13 protein-coding genes are annotated in these 14972 nt (G+C 75.2%); 7 read left to right on the forward strand and 6 right to left on the reverse strand.

Annotated elements, in window-relative coordinates; translation table 11 throughout:
• Nucleotides 1-30: 30 nt before the first annotated feature.
• Together D459_RS0120425 and D459_RS0120430 are read left to right on the forward strand one after the other, a co-directional pair.
• Nucleotides 31-750 (forward strand): SDR family NAD(P)-dependent oxidoreductase, encoded by a 720-nt coding sequence (locus D459_RS0120425; protein ID WP_017594863.1) that lies wholly within the window; start codon nucleotides 31-33, stop codon nucleotides 748-750.
• A 200-nt stretch (nucleotides 751-950) separates the two neighbouring features.
• The gene (locus D459_RS0120430; protein WP_051065494.1) at nucleotides 951-1757 is read left to right on the forward strand and encodes a peptidoglycan recognition protein family protein; all 807 of its coding nucleotides are present in this window, start codon (nucleotides 951-953) and stop codon (nucleotides 1755-1757) included.
• Between the two features lie 101 nt (nucleotides 1758-1858).
• On the opposite strand, the gene D459_RS0120435 is transcribed toward D459_RS0120430, so the two are convergent.
• A complete protein-coding gene (locus D459_RS0120435) occupies nucleotides 1859-2446 on the reverse strand; it encodes a hypothetical protein (protein ID WP_017594865.1) in 588 nt (195 codons plus the stop codon).
• 101 nt (nucleotides 2447-2547) lie between these two features.
• Entirely contained in the window at nucleotides 2548-3165 is a 618-nt protein-coding gene (locus tag D459_RS0120440) for a TetR/AcrR family transcriptional regulator (protein ID WP_017594866.1), read from the reverse strand.
• 157 nt (nucleotides 3166-3322) lie between these two features.
• On the opposite strand from D459_RS0120440, the gene D459_RS0120445 reads away from it, so the two are divergent.
• The gene (locus D459_RS0120445; RefSeq protein ID WP_017594867.1) at nucleotides 3323-4234 is read left to right on the forward strand and encodes an ABC transporter permease; all 912 of its coding nucleotides are present in this window, start codon (nucleotides 3323-3325) and stop codon (nucleotides 4232-4234) included.
• A complete protein-coding gene (locus D459_RS0120450) occupies nucleotides 4221-5051 on the forward strand; it encodes an ABC transporter ATP-binding protein (RefSeq protein WP_017594868.1) in 831 nt (276 codons plus the stop codon). Before D459_RS0120445 ends, D459_RS0120450 begins: the two co-directional genes overlap by 14 nt.
• Before the next feature lie 82 nt (nucleotides 5052-5133).
• Here D459_RS0120450 and D459_RS0120455 read toward each other — a convergent pair whose 3' ends face one another.
• From D459_RS0120455 to D459_RS0120465, 3 genes are all read right to left on the reverse strand, one after another.
• Complete coding sequence (locus tag D459_RS0120455) at nucleotides 5134-6888, reverse strand: AMP-binding protein (protein WP_017594869.1); 1755 nt, start codon at nucleotides 6886-6888, stop codon at nucleotides 5134-5136.
• A gap of 139 nt (nucleotides 6889-7027) precedes the next feature.
• Complete coding sequence (locus tag D459_RS0120460) at nucleotides 7028-8119, reverse strand: alcohol dehydrogenase catalytic domain-containing protein (RefSeq protein ID WP_017594870.1); 1092 nt, start codon at nucleotides 8117-8119, stop codon at nucleotides 7028-7030.
• 196 nt (nucleotides 8120-8315) lie between these two features.
• Entirely contained in the window at nucleotides 8316-9443 is a 1128-nt protein-coding gene (locus D459_RS0120465) for a S1 family peptidase (protein WP_017594871.1), read from the reverse strand.
• A 406-nt stretch (nucleotides 9444-9849) separates the two neighbouring features.
• Here D459_RS0120465 and D459_RS0120470 point away from each other — a divergent pair, with 406 nt between their 5' ends.
• Nucleotides 9850-10473 (forward strand): TetR/AcrR family transcriptional regulator, encoded by a 624-nt coding sequence (locus tag D459_RS0120470; RefSeq protein WP_020380270.1) that lies wholly within the window; start codon nucleotides 9850-9852, stop codon nucleotides 10471-10473.
• Between the two features lie 49 nt (nucleotides 10474-10522).
• Here the strand turns inward: D459_RS0120470 and D459_RS0120475 are convergent, their stop codons facing one another.
• Entirely contained in the window at nucleotides 10523-11974 is a 1452-nt protein-coding gene (locus D459_RS0120475; protein WP_017594873.1) for a PucR family transcriptional regulator ligand-binding domain-containing protein, read from the reverse strand.
• Nucleotides 11975-12405: 431 nt separating this feature from the next.
• Between D459_RS0120475 and D459_RS0120480 the strand changes: the two genes are divergently transcribed.
• Nucleotides 12406-13899 carry a sodium:solute symporter gene (locus D459_RS0120480; RefSeq protein ID WP_017594874.1) on the forward strand — a complete coding sequence of 498 codons (1494 nt, stop codon included), beginning with the start codon at nucleotides 12406-12408 and terminating at the stop codon, nucleotides 13897-13899.
• Nucleotides 13900-13998: 99 nt separating this feature from the next.
• Complete coding sequence (gene speB, locus D459_RS0120485) at nucleotides 13999-14946, forward strand: agmatinase (RefSeq protein WP_017594875.1); 948 nt, start codon at nucleotides 13999-14001, stop codon at nucleotides 14944-14946.
• Nucleotides 14947-14972 lie beyond the last annotated feature (26 nt).

Below are 14972 nucleotides of genomic sequence, written 5' to 3' on the forward strand. Positions count from 1 at the left end.
TTACGTCTAAATCAAGCCTGGAGACATCCTATGCCGCGCTCAGTCCTGGTCACCGGCGGTGGCACCGGAATCGGCCGCGCCATCGCGCACCGGTTCGCCGAGCAGGGCGACGACGTCGTGATCACCGGCCGGCGCCCCGAACCCCTGGAGCGCGCCGCGGCCCTGACCGGCGCCCGCGCCCTGACCTGCGACCACACCGACCCCGAGGCGCTCGCCCGGCTGGCCGGCGCGCTGCCCGAGCGGATCGACGTGCTGGTCAACAACGCCGGAGGCAACACCGACCTGGACGGCGGGGCGGGGGAGGACCTGCCCTCCTACGCCGCCGCCTTCCGGGCGAACCTGGACGCCAACCTGCTCACCGCGGTGCTCACCACCCGGGCGCTGGACGGCCTGCTGGCCCCCGGCGGCGCCGTCGTGCACATCGGCTCCATCGCGGCCGCCCAGGCCGCCGGCTCCTACGGCGCCGCCAAGGCCGCGCTGGCCGCCTGGAACCTGGAGGCCGCGGACGCCCTGGGGCCCCGGGACATCACCGCCAACGTCGTCGCCCCCGGCTACACCACCGGGACCGAGTTCTTCCGCGACCGGCTCGCCGAGGACCGCCGCCGATGGCTGGTCGAGGCCACTTCGCTCGGCCGCCCCGGCTCGCCCGAGGACATCGCCGCCGCCGTGGAGTTCCTCGCCTCCCCGGGGGCGCGGCACATCACCGGCCAGGTGCTCAACGTCAACGGGGGCGCCTACAAGACCCGGTGAGCCGGGGCCTCCCCGGAGCCGCCGGGTCCCTCCTCCGCCCCGCCTCCGCCTCAGGCCGGGTCAAGGGGGGCTGCCGGTCCGGAAGCGGCCGGGGCGGCGTGCGGTTCGGGCCGTCAAGGGCTCTTCCCGGCGGGTGGGGGGCGTGTTTCGATCGTGGGCACTCGTACGCACCGGTAACCCGACGTGAGGACGGTGTTCCGATGTCATCGCATGCCAGAGAAGACGGGCCCGGGGGGATCGGCCGGCGGGCCGTGCTCCGCGGCGGCCTGGTCGCCGCCGGGGGAGTGCTGCTGGGCGGGGCCGCCCAGATCGCCGCCGCGCCCCGGGCCGCGGCAGCGGCCGAACCGCCGGTGCACACCCGCGCCGCCTGGGCCGCCCGCCCCCCGAAGAGCCCGGCCCAGGTGCTCGCCCAGGCCCCCGCCTACATCGTCGTCCACCACACCGCGACCGCGAACAGCACCGACCACTCCCTGGAGCACGCCTTCTCCCTCTCCCGCGCCATCCAGAACTTCCACATGGACACCAACGGGTGGGACGACACCGGGCAGCAGCTCACCATCAGCCGCGGCGGCCACATCATGGAGGGCCGCAACTCCTCGCTGCCGGCCGTCCGGGCCGGCGACCACGTGGTCGGCGCGCACGTGGCGAACTACAACGGCGTCGCCGTCGGCATCGAGAACGAGGGCACCTACACCTCGGCGCAGCCGACCGGGGCCCTCTACGACGCGCTGGTGGAGACCTGCGCCTGGCTCTGCTCCGCCTACGCCCGGCCCGTCTCGGCCATCATCGGCCACCGCGACCTCAACGCCACCGCCTGCCCCGGAGACGTGCTCTACGGGATGCTGCCGCAGCTGCGGCGGGACGTCGGCGCGCTGCTGGGCGCCGAGCACCGGCGCCCGCTGCCGGCCTCGGAGCGGCCGCCCTACCCGAGGGTCCCCGAACCCGGCCGGATCCTGGAGTTCCGGCACGGGCCCGCACTGGGGCGGCGCGACCCCAACGCCGGCTGACCCGGCGCCCGCGGAAGTCCTCCCCGTTCGGACTCCCGCACCGGCGGTGCCGGGGCGCGCCCCGGCACCGCCGGTGCGGGCCCTGCGGCCCGGCGGCGCGCTCAGTAGTCCCGCCCGGTCCCGCGGAAGATCATCTCCACGTTGTAGAACCGCGAGCTGCTGTGGTTGATGTAGGCGCGCAGCGCGTCGTAGACGATGTAGGCCAGCTCCGGCTCGGGCATGTACTCCTTGAGGTCGACCACCAGGCAGCCGAACCGGTCGCCGGGCCGGGAGTCGACGACCAGGGCGCCCATCCGCAGGAAGGCGGCGACGTCGTCGGTGTAGCCCGCCTCCTCGGTGATGCGCAGCCGCGCCTCGCTGACCGCGTTCTCCAGCTCCCCGGCGAACTCCTCCGGGTCGCCCTCGCTGAACTTGAGCAGCTCTTCGGCCATCTCCTCGGTGACCACCACCGAGTCGATCCCGTCCAGTATCCCCGGGATGCCGCCGAGCGTCGCGGAGACCTCGGCCAGGGCCTTCTCCACCTGCCCCTCGGTGACGGGCTCGCGGCGGCCGGGATCGGTGTCGAAGGGGGTCTGCCGCCAGGTCCCCCGAGGGGGCGAGCCGGTGCCGAAGGAGCTCAGGGCGCGGCGGTAGTCGGTGGCGGCTTCGATGATCGCGCGGCGGGCCCGGCCGCGCTCACGGCGGAGCATGCGCAGTCCTCTCTATCCGGCGTCGCCGCCCACCCTAGAACGGGCGGCCCCCGCGGGGCAGGGGAATCCGGGATGATCCCGGCGCCGGGGGAGGTGCGGGGTCAGTCCTCCCCGGACCGGACCAGGGCGGCCACCGCGCCGCGGGCGAGCCGGTCGAGGTGGTCCGGGCGGAGCTCGCCGCGGATCACCGCGAGCCGCCAGTACACCGGGCCGAGGATCACGTCCAGGGCGAACTCCGGGTCGGTCCCGGCCGGCAGCTCGCCGCGCTCGACCGCGCTGCGGATGACCACCCGCCCGATCTCGCGCTGGGTCCGGCGCAGCGTGCCCTCCAGGGTCGCCGCGATCTCCGGGCTGCGCGCCGCCTCGGCGAGCAGGTCGGGGACGATCTGCAGGGCGAGCGGGTGGCGCAGGGCGTGCACCGCCGCGCCGATCAGCTCGCGCACGTCGCCGTGGAGCGAACCGGTGTCGGGCACCGGGGTGACCTGCTCGGCCGCGGCCGAGACGACGTCGATCACCATCTCCAGCTTGGACTTCCAGCGCCGGTAGACCGCGGTCTTGCCGACGCCCGCGCGCTTGGCGACCGCCTCGATCGACAGCCGCCCGTAGCCGGCCGACGCGAGTTCGGCGAAGACGGCCGCGCGGATGGCGCGGGTGACGTCCTCCTGCAGCACGGCGGCGCCGGCGGGGGCGCGGCGCGGGGTCTTCTCGGCGTCGGACATGTCCGAGATCCTAGCGTGCGGCGGCGTAGCGACGAAACGGTTGCGTTCCGTCCTGGAGTCGCCTAGTCTCTCCTCGCGGCGATACGGTGCCGTTCCGACGCGGGTCCGCCACCGCTCCGCCCTGAATCCCGCGCACTCCCCGGAAAGCGAGCCGAGCGTGAGCACACCCGAGCCCTCCGCCGCGGCGGCCGCGCCGCCGCGCCCGGAGCCGTCGGCCGCGGAGCTGGCCGCCCGCTACGGGCTGAAGGCCAGCGGCGCGCGCCCGCGCCTGGGGCGCTATCTGGCGGACGTGTGGCGCCACCGCCACTTCATCGACGCCTTCGCCCGCGCCCGGGCCAGCGCCAAGTACAGCAGGGCCAACCTGGGCCGGCTGTGGGAGGTCGGCACCCCGCTGCTCAACGCGGCCGTCTACTACCTCATCTTCGGCCTGCTGCTGCAGACCGACCGCGGCGTCGAGGACTTCGTCCCGTTCCTGGTGACCGGCGTCTTCGTGTTCACCTTCACCCAGGCCACGGTGCTGGCCGGGGTGCGCGCGGTCTCCGGCAACCTCGGCCTGATCCGGGCGCTGCACTTCCCCCGGGCCTCGCTGCCGATCGCGCTGGCCGTGGTGCAGGTCCGCCAGATGGCGGTCACCATGGGCGTGCTGCTGGTGATCGTCATGGCCACCGGCCAGGTCCCGCAGTGGAACTGGCTGCTGGCGCTGCCCGCGCTGCTCCTGCAGTCGCTGTTCAACACCGGGCTGGCGCTGGCCTTCGCCCGCCTCGGCGCCAAGGTCTCCGACCTCGCCCAGCTCATGCCGTTCGTCATGCGCACGTGGATGTACGCCTCCGGGGTGATGTACAGCATCGCGGTGATGGCGGCGCACGCCCCCGCGGCGGTCCGGGTCCTGCTCGACCTCAACCCGGCCGCGCTCTACATCGACCTGATGCGGTTCGCGCTGATCGACAGCTTCACCGCCGCCGACCTCCCGCCGTACGCGTGGGGCACCGCGTCCGCCTGGGCGGCGGCGGTGCTGGTCGCCGGGTTCGTCTACTTCTGGAAGGCCGAGGAGAGCTATGGCCGCGACTGAGGGATCCACCGCCACCGCGTCCCCCGCCGCACCCCGCGAGGCCGGCCCCGGCGAACCGGGCGCCCCCACCGTCATCGTCGACGACCTGCACGTGGTCTACCGGGTGCGGGGCGCGGCCGGCCGGGCCGGGGGCGGCGGCCCCGCGGCGCTGCTGCGCGCGCTGACCCGGCGCAAGGGCGCCGGCGCCCGCGAGGTGCACGCGGTGCGCGGGGTGAGCTTCACCGCGCGCCGCGGCGAGGCGATCGGGCTGATCGGCTCGAACGGCTCGGGCAAGTCCACCCTGCTGCGCGCCATCGCCGGCCTGCTGCCGCCGGAGAGCGGCCGGGTCTACACCGACGGCCAGCCCTCCCTGCTCGGCGTCAACGCCGCGCTGATGAACGACCTGTCCGGGGAGCGCAACGTCGTGCTGGGCTGCCTGGCGATGGGCATGGCCCCGGCCGAGGTGCGCGAGCGCTACGACGGCATCGTCGACTTCTCCGGGATCAACGACAAGGGCGACTTCATCTCGCTGCCGATGCGCACCTACTCCTCCGGGATGGCCGCCCGGCTCCGGTTCGCCATCGCCGCCGCCCGCGACCACGACGTGCTCCTCATCGACGAGGCCCTGGCCACCGGCGACCGCGCGTTCCGCAGGCGCTCGGAGAAGCGGATCAAGGAGCTGCGCGAGAAGGCCGGCACCGTCTTCCTGGTCAGCCACAGCAACAAGTCCATCCGGGACACCTGCGACCGCGCCGTCTGGCTGGAGCGGGGCGAGCTGGTGATGGACGGCCCGGCAGGCGAGGTCGTCGACGCCTACGAGGCCTCCACCGCCGACTGACCGCCGGGGCGCGGCCGCACCGGCGGGGCCGGGGGAACGGCGGCACCCCCCAGGAGGGGAGTGCCGCCGGGAACGGGCCCGGTCAGCCCGAGGCCGGGGCGCCGCCGGCCTCCTCCAGCCAGCCGTGGTCCCGCTTGACCCGGTTCTTCAGCAGCTTGCCCGCGGCGTTGCGGGGCAGGTCGCCCTCGGCGATCCGGATGTGCGCCGGGATCTTGAAGGCGGCCAGCCGGCCGTCGAGGAACGCGCGCAGGTCCTCCTCGGCCAGCGCGGACCCGGGCAGCGCCCGGACCACCGCGCCCACCTCCTCGCCGTAGACCTCGTGCGGCACGCCCACCACCGCCACCTCGGCCACCGCGGGGTGCTCGTGCACCGCCGCCTCCACCTCGGCGCAGTACACGTTCTCCCCGCCGCGGATGATCATGTCCTTGGCCCGGTCCACGATGTAGAGGAAGCCGTCCTCGTCCAGCCGGCCCAGGTCGCCGGTGTGCAGCCAGCCGTCGGTGAACGCCGCCGCGGTCGCCTCCGGGCGGTTCCAGTAGCCGTGCACGATCCCCGGGCCGTTGATCCACACCTCGCCGACCTCGCCGGGCGGCAGCTCCTCGCCGCCGGCGCCGACGATCCTGACGTCCACCACCGCCACCGGCAGGCCCGCGCTGTCCGGGCGCAGCAGGTAGTCGCTGCCGCCGTTGACCGTCGCGGTCGCCGAGGACTCGGTGAGCCCGTAGCCCTGCCCCAGCATCAGGTCGTGCAGCCCGGCCCGGGCCCGCGACACCAGCGCCGGGGGCGCCGGAGCGCCGCCGCTGGCCAGCGTCATCAGGCTGGTCAGGTCGTGCTCGCCGAGCCTCGGCGAGGCGAGCATCTGCGCGATCATCGCCGGCACCGCGGTGATCGCGGCGACCCGCTCCCGCTCGATCAGCCGGAGCGCCTCCTCCGGGTCCCACTTGTACATCAGCACCAGCGCGCCGCCCTTGGCCAGGGTCGGGTGCATCACCGACTGCGCGCCCGTGGTGTGGAACAGCGGGACGGCGCAGAGCACGACGGGGGAGGAGACCGCCTCCAGGAACGCCTGCGCGTCGCCCATGTCCAGGCCCAGCCGCATCAGCGTGCGCATCCGCGCGTAGTCGGCGGAGAGGTGGTTGGAGACCATGTTCCGGTGCGAGCCGACCGCGCCCTTGGGGCGGCCGGTGGTGCCGGAGGTGTAGAAGATGTTGGCCGGGTCGTCGGGGGCCAAATCCGCGTCGGGCAGCCGGACGTCCTCCGCCACCTCGCCGAGCACGTCCCGCCAGGCGCGCGCCCCCTCCGGCAGCGGGTCCGGGGTGCGCACGGCGATCACCGGGATCCCCAGCCGCCGGGGGGCCTCGCCGAGCGCGGCGATCCGCTCCCCGTCGGCCACCAGCAGCGAGGAGCCGCTGTCGGACAGCCCGTACTCCAGCTCCGACGCGGTCCACCAGGCGTTCAGCGGCACCAGGATCGCGCCGAGCGCGGCGGCCGCGTAGTAGGCGATCACCCATTCGGGGTAGTTGCGCAGCGCCAGGGCCACCCGGTCGCCCTTGCCGATCCGGTACTCCGAGGCCATCCGGTGCGCCATGGTGGCGGCGTGCCGGTAGAAGTCGGCGTGGCCGAGGCGCTCGTCGCCGTAGACCAGGGCGGGGGCGTCGCCGTAGGAGGGGCTCCTCTCCAGCGCGGTGCGCAGCGTCGGGTCGGCGTTCCGCCACACCCGGGTGGGCACCCCGTTGATCTCGGCGATCTCCATCTCGTAGGGGCTGCCGCGGTGGAGCAGGCGGTTGGTGACGGCGGTGAGGGAGCGGACGGGGCGGGCGATCGGGGCTTCGTGCATCGGATTCCTTTCCGACTGTCCGCGGGCCCTCCCGTCCGGGGAGGCGCCGGCGGGGGCCGAAGGGGGTGCTGGACGCCGGATGACGGTTCGGGGGGCGGAGGGCCGCGGGGAGAGGTGCCGCCGGGGAGGGCCGCCGGGGTCAGTCGAAGCGGATCAGCGACCTGCCGCCCCGCCCGCCGCGCATCCGCGCGAAGGCGTCGGGCAGGCCGTCCAGGGCGATCTCGTCGGTGACCATCCCGGCGAGGTCGATGCCGCCGTCGCGGACGTGCCCGGCCAGCACCGGGACGTCGCGCTCGGGGTCGCAGGAGCCGTACACGCAGCCGCGCAGCGTGCGGGCGAAGTGGAAGAGCTCCAGGGCGCCGAAGGAGACGGAGTCGTCCTTGGCGCCGACGCCGACGACGGTGGTGGTGCCGCCGCGGCGGGTCATCGCCCACGCGCTGCGGATCGCGGCGGAGGAGCCCACCACCTCGAACGCGTGGTCGGCGCCGCGCCCGCCGGTCAGCGCCCGCACCTCCTTCGCGCTCTTCTCCCCGGCCGGGACGAAGTGCGAGGCGCCCAGTTTCAGGGCGAGCCGCTCTTTGGCGGGCGAGGCGTCCACCGCCACCACCGGGCCGGCCCCGGCCAGCCGGGCGGCCTGCAGCACCGCCAGGCCCACGCCGCCCAGCCCGACCACCGCGACCGACTCCCCGGCCCGCACCCGGGCGGAGTTGGCCACCGCGCCCCAGCCGGTGAGCACCGCGCAGCCGAGAAGCGCGGCGGCGCCCGGGTCCACCCCCTCCGGCAGCGGCACCACGGCGCGCGCCGGGACGACGGTGGCCTCGGCGAACGCGCCGGTGCCCAGGCCGGCGTAGACCGGGGTGCCGTCGGCGAGCTCGGCGTAGGGGGCCAGCGCGGCCTCGCCGGAGCGCTCGCACAGGTAGGGCTCGCCCTGCTCGCAGAACCAGCAGGAGCGGCAGGGCGGCGCCCAGTTGAGCACCACCCGGTCGCCGGGGGAGACGTGCTCGACGCCGGGGCCGACCGCGTCCACGGTGCCGGCGCCCTCGTGGCCGAGGACGGCGGGCAGCGGCTGGGGGAGCGTCCCGTCGGACAGCGACAGGTCGGAGTGGCACACCCCGGCCGCCGAGAGCCGGACCAGCACCTGCCCGGGACCGGGGTCGGGCAGCGAGACCCGCTCGATGCGGGGAGGCGCTCCGACGGCGGTGAAGAGTGCGGCCCGGACGGTTGTGCTCATGGACGGCTCCCGCGCAGTTCTTCGAGGAGGCCGGCGGTGCCCAGCGGCCGCCGCCGGCCCGGGGTGAGCGCGAGCCTAACAAGACCAACCGGTCGGTCACCAGAGGCGGCAGGGAAAACGCGGACGGGCGGCGGCCCGCGCAGGGCCGCCGCCCGCCTCGATCGGAGCGGTGAGCGGAGAGGAGCTCAGGAGGAGGTCAGCCGGTGGTCAGGGTGAGGCCCCACTGGCTGAGGATCGGGTTGATCGGCTGGTAGAAGGTGGTGCCGCCGGTGGAGCAGTTGCCGCTGCCGCCGGAGGTCACGCCCTGGGCCTGGCTGCCGCTGATCCAGGAGCCGCCGGAGTCGCCGGGCTCGGCGCAGACGTTGGTGCGGGTCAGGCCGTTCACCGTGCCCTGCGGGTAGCGCACCGTCTGGTTCTTCGCCTGGATGGTGCCGCAGTGCCAGCCGGTGGTGGAGCCGGAGCGGCAGATGGAGGCGCCCACGGAGGCCTCCTGGCTGCCGGTGACCAGCACCCGCCCGCCGCTGTAGTTGTTCACGTACGGGCTGGGGTTCCAGCCGGAGTTCACCCGCACCCAGCCCATGTCGCGGCCGGGGAAGATGGAGCCGGCCACGGTGCCGCTCTCGCCGGCGCCGCCGGTGACCCGGGTGCCCTGGGAGCCGCAGTGCCCGGCGGTCGCGAAGCCGCCCTGCACCGAGAACCCGATCGAGCAGCGGCTGCCGCCCGGGTAGTAGGCGTTGCCGCCGACGATGTCGCCGAAGGTCTCGGGCTGCTCGGCGCCCTCGTCGATGCGGACCGGCACGCCGTCGACGCCGGCCTCGTCCAGCAGCGTCTCGGCGGCCGCGGTCTCGCCGTCGAGCACCGTCACCACCACCTCGTTGGCGGCGGGGTCGACGTACCAGCCGGTGACCCCCTCGATCGCGGAGCCCAGCGAGGACTCCTCGGCGTTGAGGTCGGACACGGCCGAGTCCAGCTCGTCCTCGGAGGCCTCGACGACGCGGGTCTCGGCACCGGTGGCCTCGACGGCCTCGGCCGCCGCGGCGTCGGTGACCGAGACGGTCAGGACCTGGGACTCGGCGTCGAAGACGGCGCCGGCGAAGGAGCCGCCCGCGGCCTCGCGGGCCTCGGCCTCGGTGCCGCGCGCCTCGGCCTCGGCGTCGAGCAGGTCGGCCGCCTGCGAGGCGGACATGTCCAGGCCGGAGGCGAGCGCCTCGGCGGGGGAGGTGTCGGCGGCCTCGTCTGCGGAGGCCGCGGCGGGGGACGCGGCGATCATGCCCAGTGCCAGGGCCGATGCGCCGAGGAAGGAGATGTAGGGGGATTTCCGCACTGCCTTGCTCCTAGCGGGTGGAAGAAGCGAACGGTCGAGCGGTCGGGGCGCCGTCCGGTGCGACGGACGGCGGGCGCCGTCCGAAGGCCCGCTCTTGTGGGTCGGGCCTCCGGGTCACCGACGTTCGGTGAACGCTTGGCGACTATAGGGCGGCGCTGCGCGCCGCAACACGGCCCTTACGCAGCGTGCACACCCCGGGCGGGCGGCGCGGAAGCCGGGCCTGTACCGCGATTCCCCGGCAAGAGGTGCAAAGTGTCCGGATCCGGCCAACCGTCCGATACGGAGCGCATTCGCGCGCGCACCCGTCCGGGCCTGCCCGGACCGGCCGCGCCGGGGCGCCGCGGGACCCGCCGGCGGACGCCTCCCCGGACGGCGCGGCCCGGCCGGGTCGATAGGGTCGGGAGCCGTGAGCACGAAGCAGACGCGGCTGCCGCGGGAGGTTCGCGAGCAGCAGATGATCGACGCCGCGATCCGGGTCTTCTCCCGAAGCGGGTACCACTCTGCCGGCGTCGAGGAGATCGCCGAGGCGGCCGGGATCTCCAAGCCGATGGTCTACATCTACTTCGGCTCCAAGGAGGGCGTCTTCACCGCCTGCATCCACCGCGAGGCCGACCGGCTGCTGGAGGCGGTGCGCGCCGCCGTCGAACCGGACGCCGCCCCCGAGCAGCGGCTGTGGGCCGGGCTCCAGGCCTTCTTCCAGTTCGTCGCGGACAACAGGGAGAGCTGGATCGTCCTCTACCAGCAGGCCCGCACCGAGGGGCAGCCCTTCTCCACCGAGGTCTTCCAGGTCCGCTGCCGGGTGATGGAGGAGATCACCGCGCTGGTCGTCTCCTCGACCCGCTCCGCGGAGGGCGGCCTGGTCTCCGAGACCGACGCCGAGATCCTCGCGCACATCGCCGCGGGCGCCGCCGACTCCCTCACCGACTGGCTCCTCGCCCACCCCGAGGAGACCCCGGAGACCCTCACCCGCCGCGTCATCGGCCTGGCCGTCACCGCCGCCCGCCGCCACGCCGAGCCCGCCGGAACCTGACGGCGCCGGCGGGGCCGCCCGCCCCGGCAGGCCCGGCCCCCGCTCGGGGTCAGCGCCTGGTCAGGGCGAACCACATGCGCATCCGCTGCTCCGGGTCGGACAGGTCGATGCCCAGGTCGCGCTCGATCCGGCCGATCCGGTAGCGCACGCTGTTGCGGTGCGCGCCGAGGTCGGCGGCGGTCCGGTCCCAGTTGCCGTTCCGCGCCAGCCAGGCGTGCAGCGTCGCGCGGAGCACCGCCGCATCGGGGGTGTCGGCGGCCAGGGCGCCCAGCACCCGCTCGGCCGCGTCCCGCGCCGCGGCCTCGGGGAACAGTGCGTCGAACGGGTCGGCCCGCTCCCGGGCGAGCAGCGGGCGGTCCGCGGCGCGCGCCCGGACCAGCAGCGCCTCCGCCTCCCGGGCGGCCGCCGCCAGCTCCTCCGGCGGGGCGGCGCGGCTCAGCGCACCGAGCCAGCCGCGCTTGTGCAGCGCGTCCAGCAGGTCGGCGCGGTCCTCCTCGCCGCCGGCCCCGCCGACGACCGCGCGCAGCCGGTCCCGGCCCGCTTCGACCACCTCGCTGCCCAGCAGCGCGGCGGCCTCCGCGGCGGCGGCCGGCCGCCGGCCGGACCGGGCCGCGTAGAGCACCCGGAACCCGCCGTCCGCGCCCTCCCCGACCGCCCCCCGGTCGGCGTCGGCGGAGTCCGCCCCCGGCGGCGGGGCCAGCAGCGCGGCCAGCTCCGCGCCCGGCGCCGGGCCGCCGTCCAGCAGCAGCCGGCAGAGCAGCGGACCGGCCGCGGACCGGCCGTCGCCGTCCCGGGAGAGCAGCCCGAGCAGCGCCACGGCGGTGCCCAGCACCGCGCGGTCGGTGGCGGTCAGCGCGTCGGGCCGGCCGACGACCAGCACCTCGCGGCTCCGCCCGCCGACCGCGTGCAGGAACACCTCGTCCGAGCCCAGCCGGGACTTGGCGCTGCGCGGGCCGCGCGGCTCGCGCAGCCGGGCCGCCAGCTCGGAGACCTCGCCGCGGAGCGGCGGGTGCGCCCCGGAGCGCGCCGCCTCGCCGGAGCCGCCGAGCAGCACCGACCAGCAGTCCAGCGCCCCGGAGAGGGTGCCGAGCACCCGCTCGGCCGGGGCGGGCGCGGTCACCGAGCGGACCAGGGCGCGGTGCGCCTCGCTCAGCCGGCGCATCGCCTCCACGTGCCGGGCCTCCAGCAGCTCGCCGACGGCGCGGCCGACCGCGACGAACGGCGTCTCCCGGGCGACCTCCACCAGCGCCAGCCCGTGCTCGCCGCACCGCTGCACCAGGGCGGCCGGGACCTCGTCGAAGACCGGGGTCACCCCGAACCCGAGGGCGCCGGCCCCCGCGTCGACCAGCACCCGGACGAAGCGCTCCAGCTCCTCGGGGGAGGTGGACATGTTCACCCCGGCGGTCAGCACCAGCTCGCCGCCGTCCAGGTAGGGGGCGGGGTCGCGCAGCTCGCTCACCGCCGCCCAGCGGATCCGCGGATCGGGGCCGGGCGGCAGCACGATCGGCCGCAGCCCCAGGTCGCGCCGGTCGAGCAGGCTCTGCAGCTCTGCAGCGGAATGCTCCGGCGGTCGTCCTCGCGCACGGGCGGCCCTCCTCTCCCTCGGCTCGCGGCCCCCGCCCCGGCCGGGAACCCGCCCGGCCCCATGATCCTCCAGGCAGGGGGCGCGGTCGACCTGCTCCGCGCGGTACCGGCCCCGGGCCGCCGGGGCCCGGCGCTCTGCCGCCGCGCTGTTTCCGCCGGGTTTCGGCGGGGCGCGCCCGGGTGCCCCGGCGGTGCGAAAAGTACGGAGAACGCGCCCCGACTGTACTGAACATCCAGTTACAGGACGGCTTATGCCGTCTTAACGTGCAGAGATCGGGTGACCTGCGCCTCTGGGGCGGGTCATCCGGGCCACCCTCGGTCCCCCGCCCCCGCGAGCAAGGAGCACCCATGACGATCGACGTCGCGGTGGTCGCGCTGTACCTGTGCGGCATGGTCGGACTCGGCTGGTGGGGCATGCGCCGCACCCGGAACCGCTCCGACTACCTGGTCGCCGGGCGCCGGCTCGGCGTGGTGATGTACTCCGGCACGATGGCCGCCGTCGTCCTGGGCGGCGCCTCCACCATCGGGGGCATCGGCCTCGGCTACACCTACGGCCTCTCCGGCGCCTGGATGGTCGGCGCGATCGGCATCGGGATCATCCTGCTGCACGCCTTCTTCGCCCGCCGCATCTCCCGGCTGAAGGTCTACACCGTCGCCGAGATGCTGGACCTGCGCTACGGCGGCAACTCCCGCGCGGTGTCCGGGCTGGTCATGTGGGGCTACACCTTCATGCTCACGGTCCCCTCCACGCTGGCCTTCTCCACCGTGTTCAGCGGCCTGTTCGACATGCCGCGCACCGCGGCGATCATCCTCGGCGGCGCGATCGTGGTCGGCTACTCCGCCCTCGGCGGCATGTGGTCGGTGACCATGACCGACATGGCGCAGTTCGTGATCAAGACGATCGGCCTGCTGCTCATCCTCACCCCGGTCGCCGTCTGGCACGCCGGCGGGTTCTCCGGCATGCACGAGGCGCTCGGCGACGCCCACTTCGAGCCGTTCGCCATCGGCGGCGGCACCATCGCCACCTACTTCCTCATCTACGCCCTGGGCATCCTCATCGGGCAGGACATCTGGCAGCGCGTGTTCACCGGGCGCAACGACCGCACCGTCACCGGCGGCGGCCTCGGCGCCGGCGTCTACTGCCTGGTCTACGCGGTGGCCGGCGCGCTGATCGGCACCGCCGCCGCGGTGCTCTTCCCGGACCTGGCCAACCCCGACGACGCGTTCACCCTGATGGTCTCCGACACCCTGCCCGTCGGCCTGGCCGGCCTGGTGCTCGCCGCCGCGCTGTCCGCGGTGATGTCCACCGCCAGCGGCGCCCTGATCGCCTGCTCCGCGGTGACCTCCACCGACCTGTGGCCGCAGCTGCGCCGGCTGTGGGCCCGCGACGGCGCCGAGGCCGGCCACGAGGGCGGGCCCGCCGACGAGGTCGCCTCCAACCGGATCTTCACCCTCGTCCTGGGCGTCGCCTCGATCGGGGTGTCGCTGCTGGTCGACGACGTGGTCGCGGGCCTCACCGTGGCCTACAACATCCTGGTCGGCGGCCTGCTGGTGGCCATCCTCGGCGGGCTGGTGTGGAAGCGCGGCAACCGCACCGGCGCGCTCGCCTCGATGCTGGCCGGCTCGGTCACCGTCATCGCCACCATGGTCGCCAAGGGCATGACCGCCAACGAGCCCATCTACTACGGCCTGGGCGTGGCGCTGGTCGTCTACGTCGCGGTCAGCCTCGCCACCAGGCCCACCGACCCCGCGGTGCTCGCCGCCTGGCAGCGCCGGGTCCGCGGCGAGGAGACGGCGCCCGAGCCCGAGGACGGCGCCGCCCCCGTGCCCGCCGCCGACTGACCCCTTCCCCCCACCCCCGTCCGGGCCGCAGGCCCGGACCGCCCGCACGCCCCGCCCCGGCCCCCGGGGCCGGGCCCCGACAGAAAGGCGATGACAGCGATGTCCGCACCGATCGGCCCCACCGACTCCAGCCGCGTCCCCCGGTTCGCCGGCCCGGCCACCTTCGCCCGGCTGCCCAGGCTGGACCAGGTCGACCACGCCGGGATCGCGGTCGTCGGCGTGCCGTTCGACACCGGCGTCTCCTACCGGCCCGGCGCCCGCTTCGGCCCCTCCTCCATCCGCGAGGCCAGCCGCCTGCTCCGCCCCTACAACCCCGGCCTGGACGTGTCCCCCTTCGCCGAGGTGCAGGTGGCCGACGGCGGCGACATCGCGGTCAACCCCTTCTCCATCGGCGACGCGGTGGAGACCGTCCAGGAGGCCGCCACCGGGTTCGCCCGGGCCGGCACCCGGCTGGTCACCCTCGGCGGCGACCACACCATCGCGCTGCCGCTGCTGCGCGCGCTGCACGCCCAGCACGGCCCGATCGCGATGCTCCACTTCGACGCGCACCTGGACACCTGGGACACCTACTTCGGCGAGCCCTACACCCACGGCACCCCGTTCCGCCGCGCCGTGGAGGAGGGCATCCTGGACACCGAGGCGATCAGCCACGTCGGCACCCGCGGCCCGCTCTACGGAAAGAAGGACCTGGAGGACGACCGCCGCTTCGGCTTCGGCATCGTCACCTCCGCCGACGTGATGCGCAAGGGCGTCGACGAGATCACCGACGCGCTCCGCCAGCGGATCGGGAACCGGCCGCTGTACGTCTCGGTGGACATCGACGTCCTCGACCCGGCGCACGCCCCCGGCACCGGCACCCCGGAGGCCGGCGGCCTGACCAGCCGCGAACTGCTGGAGATCCTGCGCGGGCTGTCCGGCTGCAACCTGGTCGGCGCCGACGTGGTGGAGGTCGCCCCGGCCTACGACCACGCCCAGATCACCGCCACCGCCGCCTCGCACGTCGCCTACGACCTGGTCAGCGTCCTGGCGCTGAACAAGGGCGCCTGACCCGGGCGACGAGCACGCGACCGCGC

The organism is Nocardiopsis potens DSM 45234 (genome assembly GCF_000341105.1).
Classification (GTDB): Bacteria; Actinomycetota; Actinomycetes; order Streptosporangiales; family Streptosporangiaceae; genus Nocardiopsis_A; species Nocardiopsis_A potens.

Bases quoted from the DNA above. Each gene is read 5' to 3' on its own strand.
- D459_RS0120425 (WP_017594863.1), top strand. From the start codon at position 31: ATGCCGCGCTCAGTCCTGGTCACCGGCGGTGGCACCGGAATCGGCCGC.
- D459_RS0120430 (WP_051065494.1), top strand. From the start codon at position 951: ATGTCATCGCATGCCAGAGAAGACGGGCCCGGGGGGATCGGCCGGCGG.
- D459_RS0120435 (WP_017594865.1), bottom strand. From the start codon at position 2,446: ATGCTCCGCCGTGAGCGCGGCCGGGCCCGCCGCGCGATCATCGAAGCC.
- D459_RS0120440 (WP_017594866.1), bottom strand. From the start codon at position 3,165: ATGTCCGACGCCGAGAAGACCCCGCGCCGCGCCCCCGCCGGCGCCGCC.
- D459_RS0120450 (WP_017594868.1), top strand. From the start codon at position 4,221: ATGGCCGCGACTGAGGGATCCACCGCCACCGCGTCCCCCGCCGCACCC.
- D459_RS0120455 (WP_017594869.1), bottom strand. From the start codon at position 6,888: ATGCACGAAGCCCCGATCGCCCGCCCCGTCCGCTCCCTCACCGCCGTC.
- D459_RS0120460 (WP_017594870.1), bottom strand. From the start codon at position 8,119: ATGAGCACAACCGTCCGGGCCGCACTCTTCACCGCCGTCGGAGCGCCT.
- D459_RS0120480 (WP_017594874.1), top strand. From the start codon at position 12,406: ATGACGATCGACGTCGCGGTGGTCGCGCTGTACCTGTGCGGCATGGTC.
- speB (WP_017594875.1), top strand. From the start codon at position 13,999: ATGTCCGCACCGATCGGCCCCACCGACTCCAGCCGCGTCCCCCGGTTC.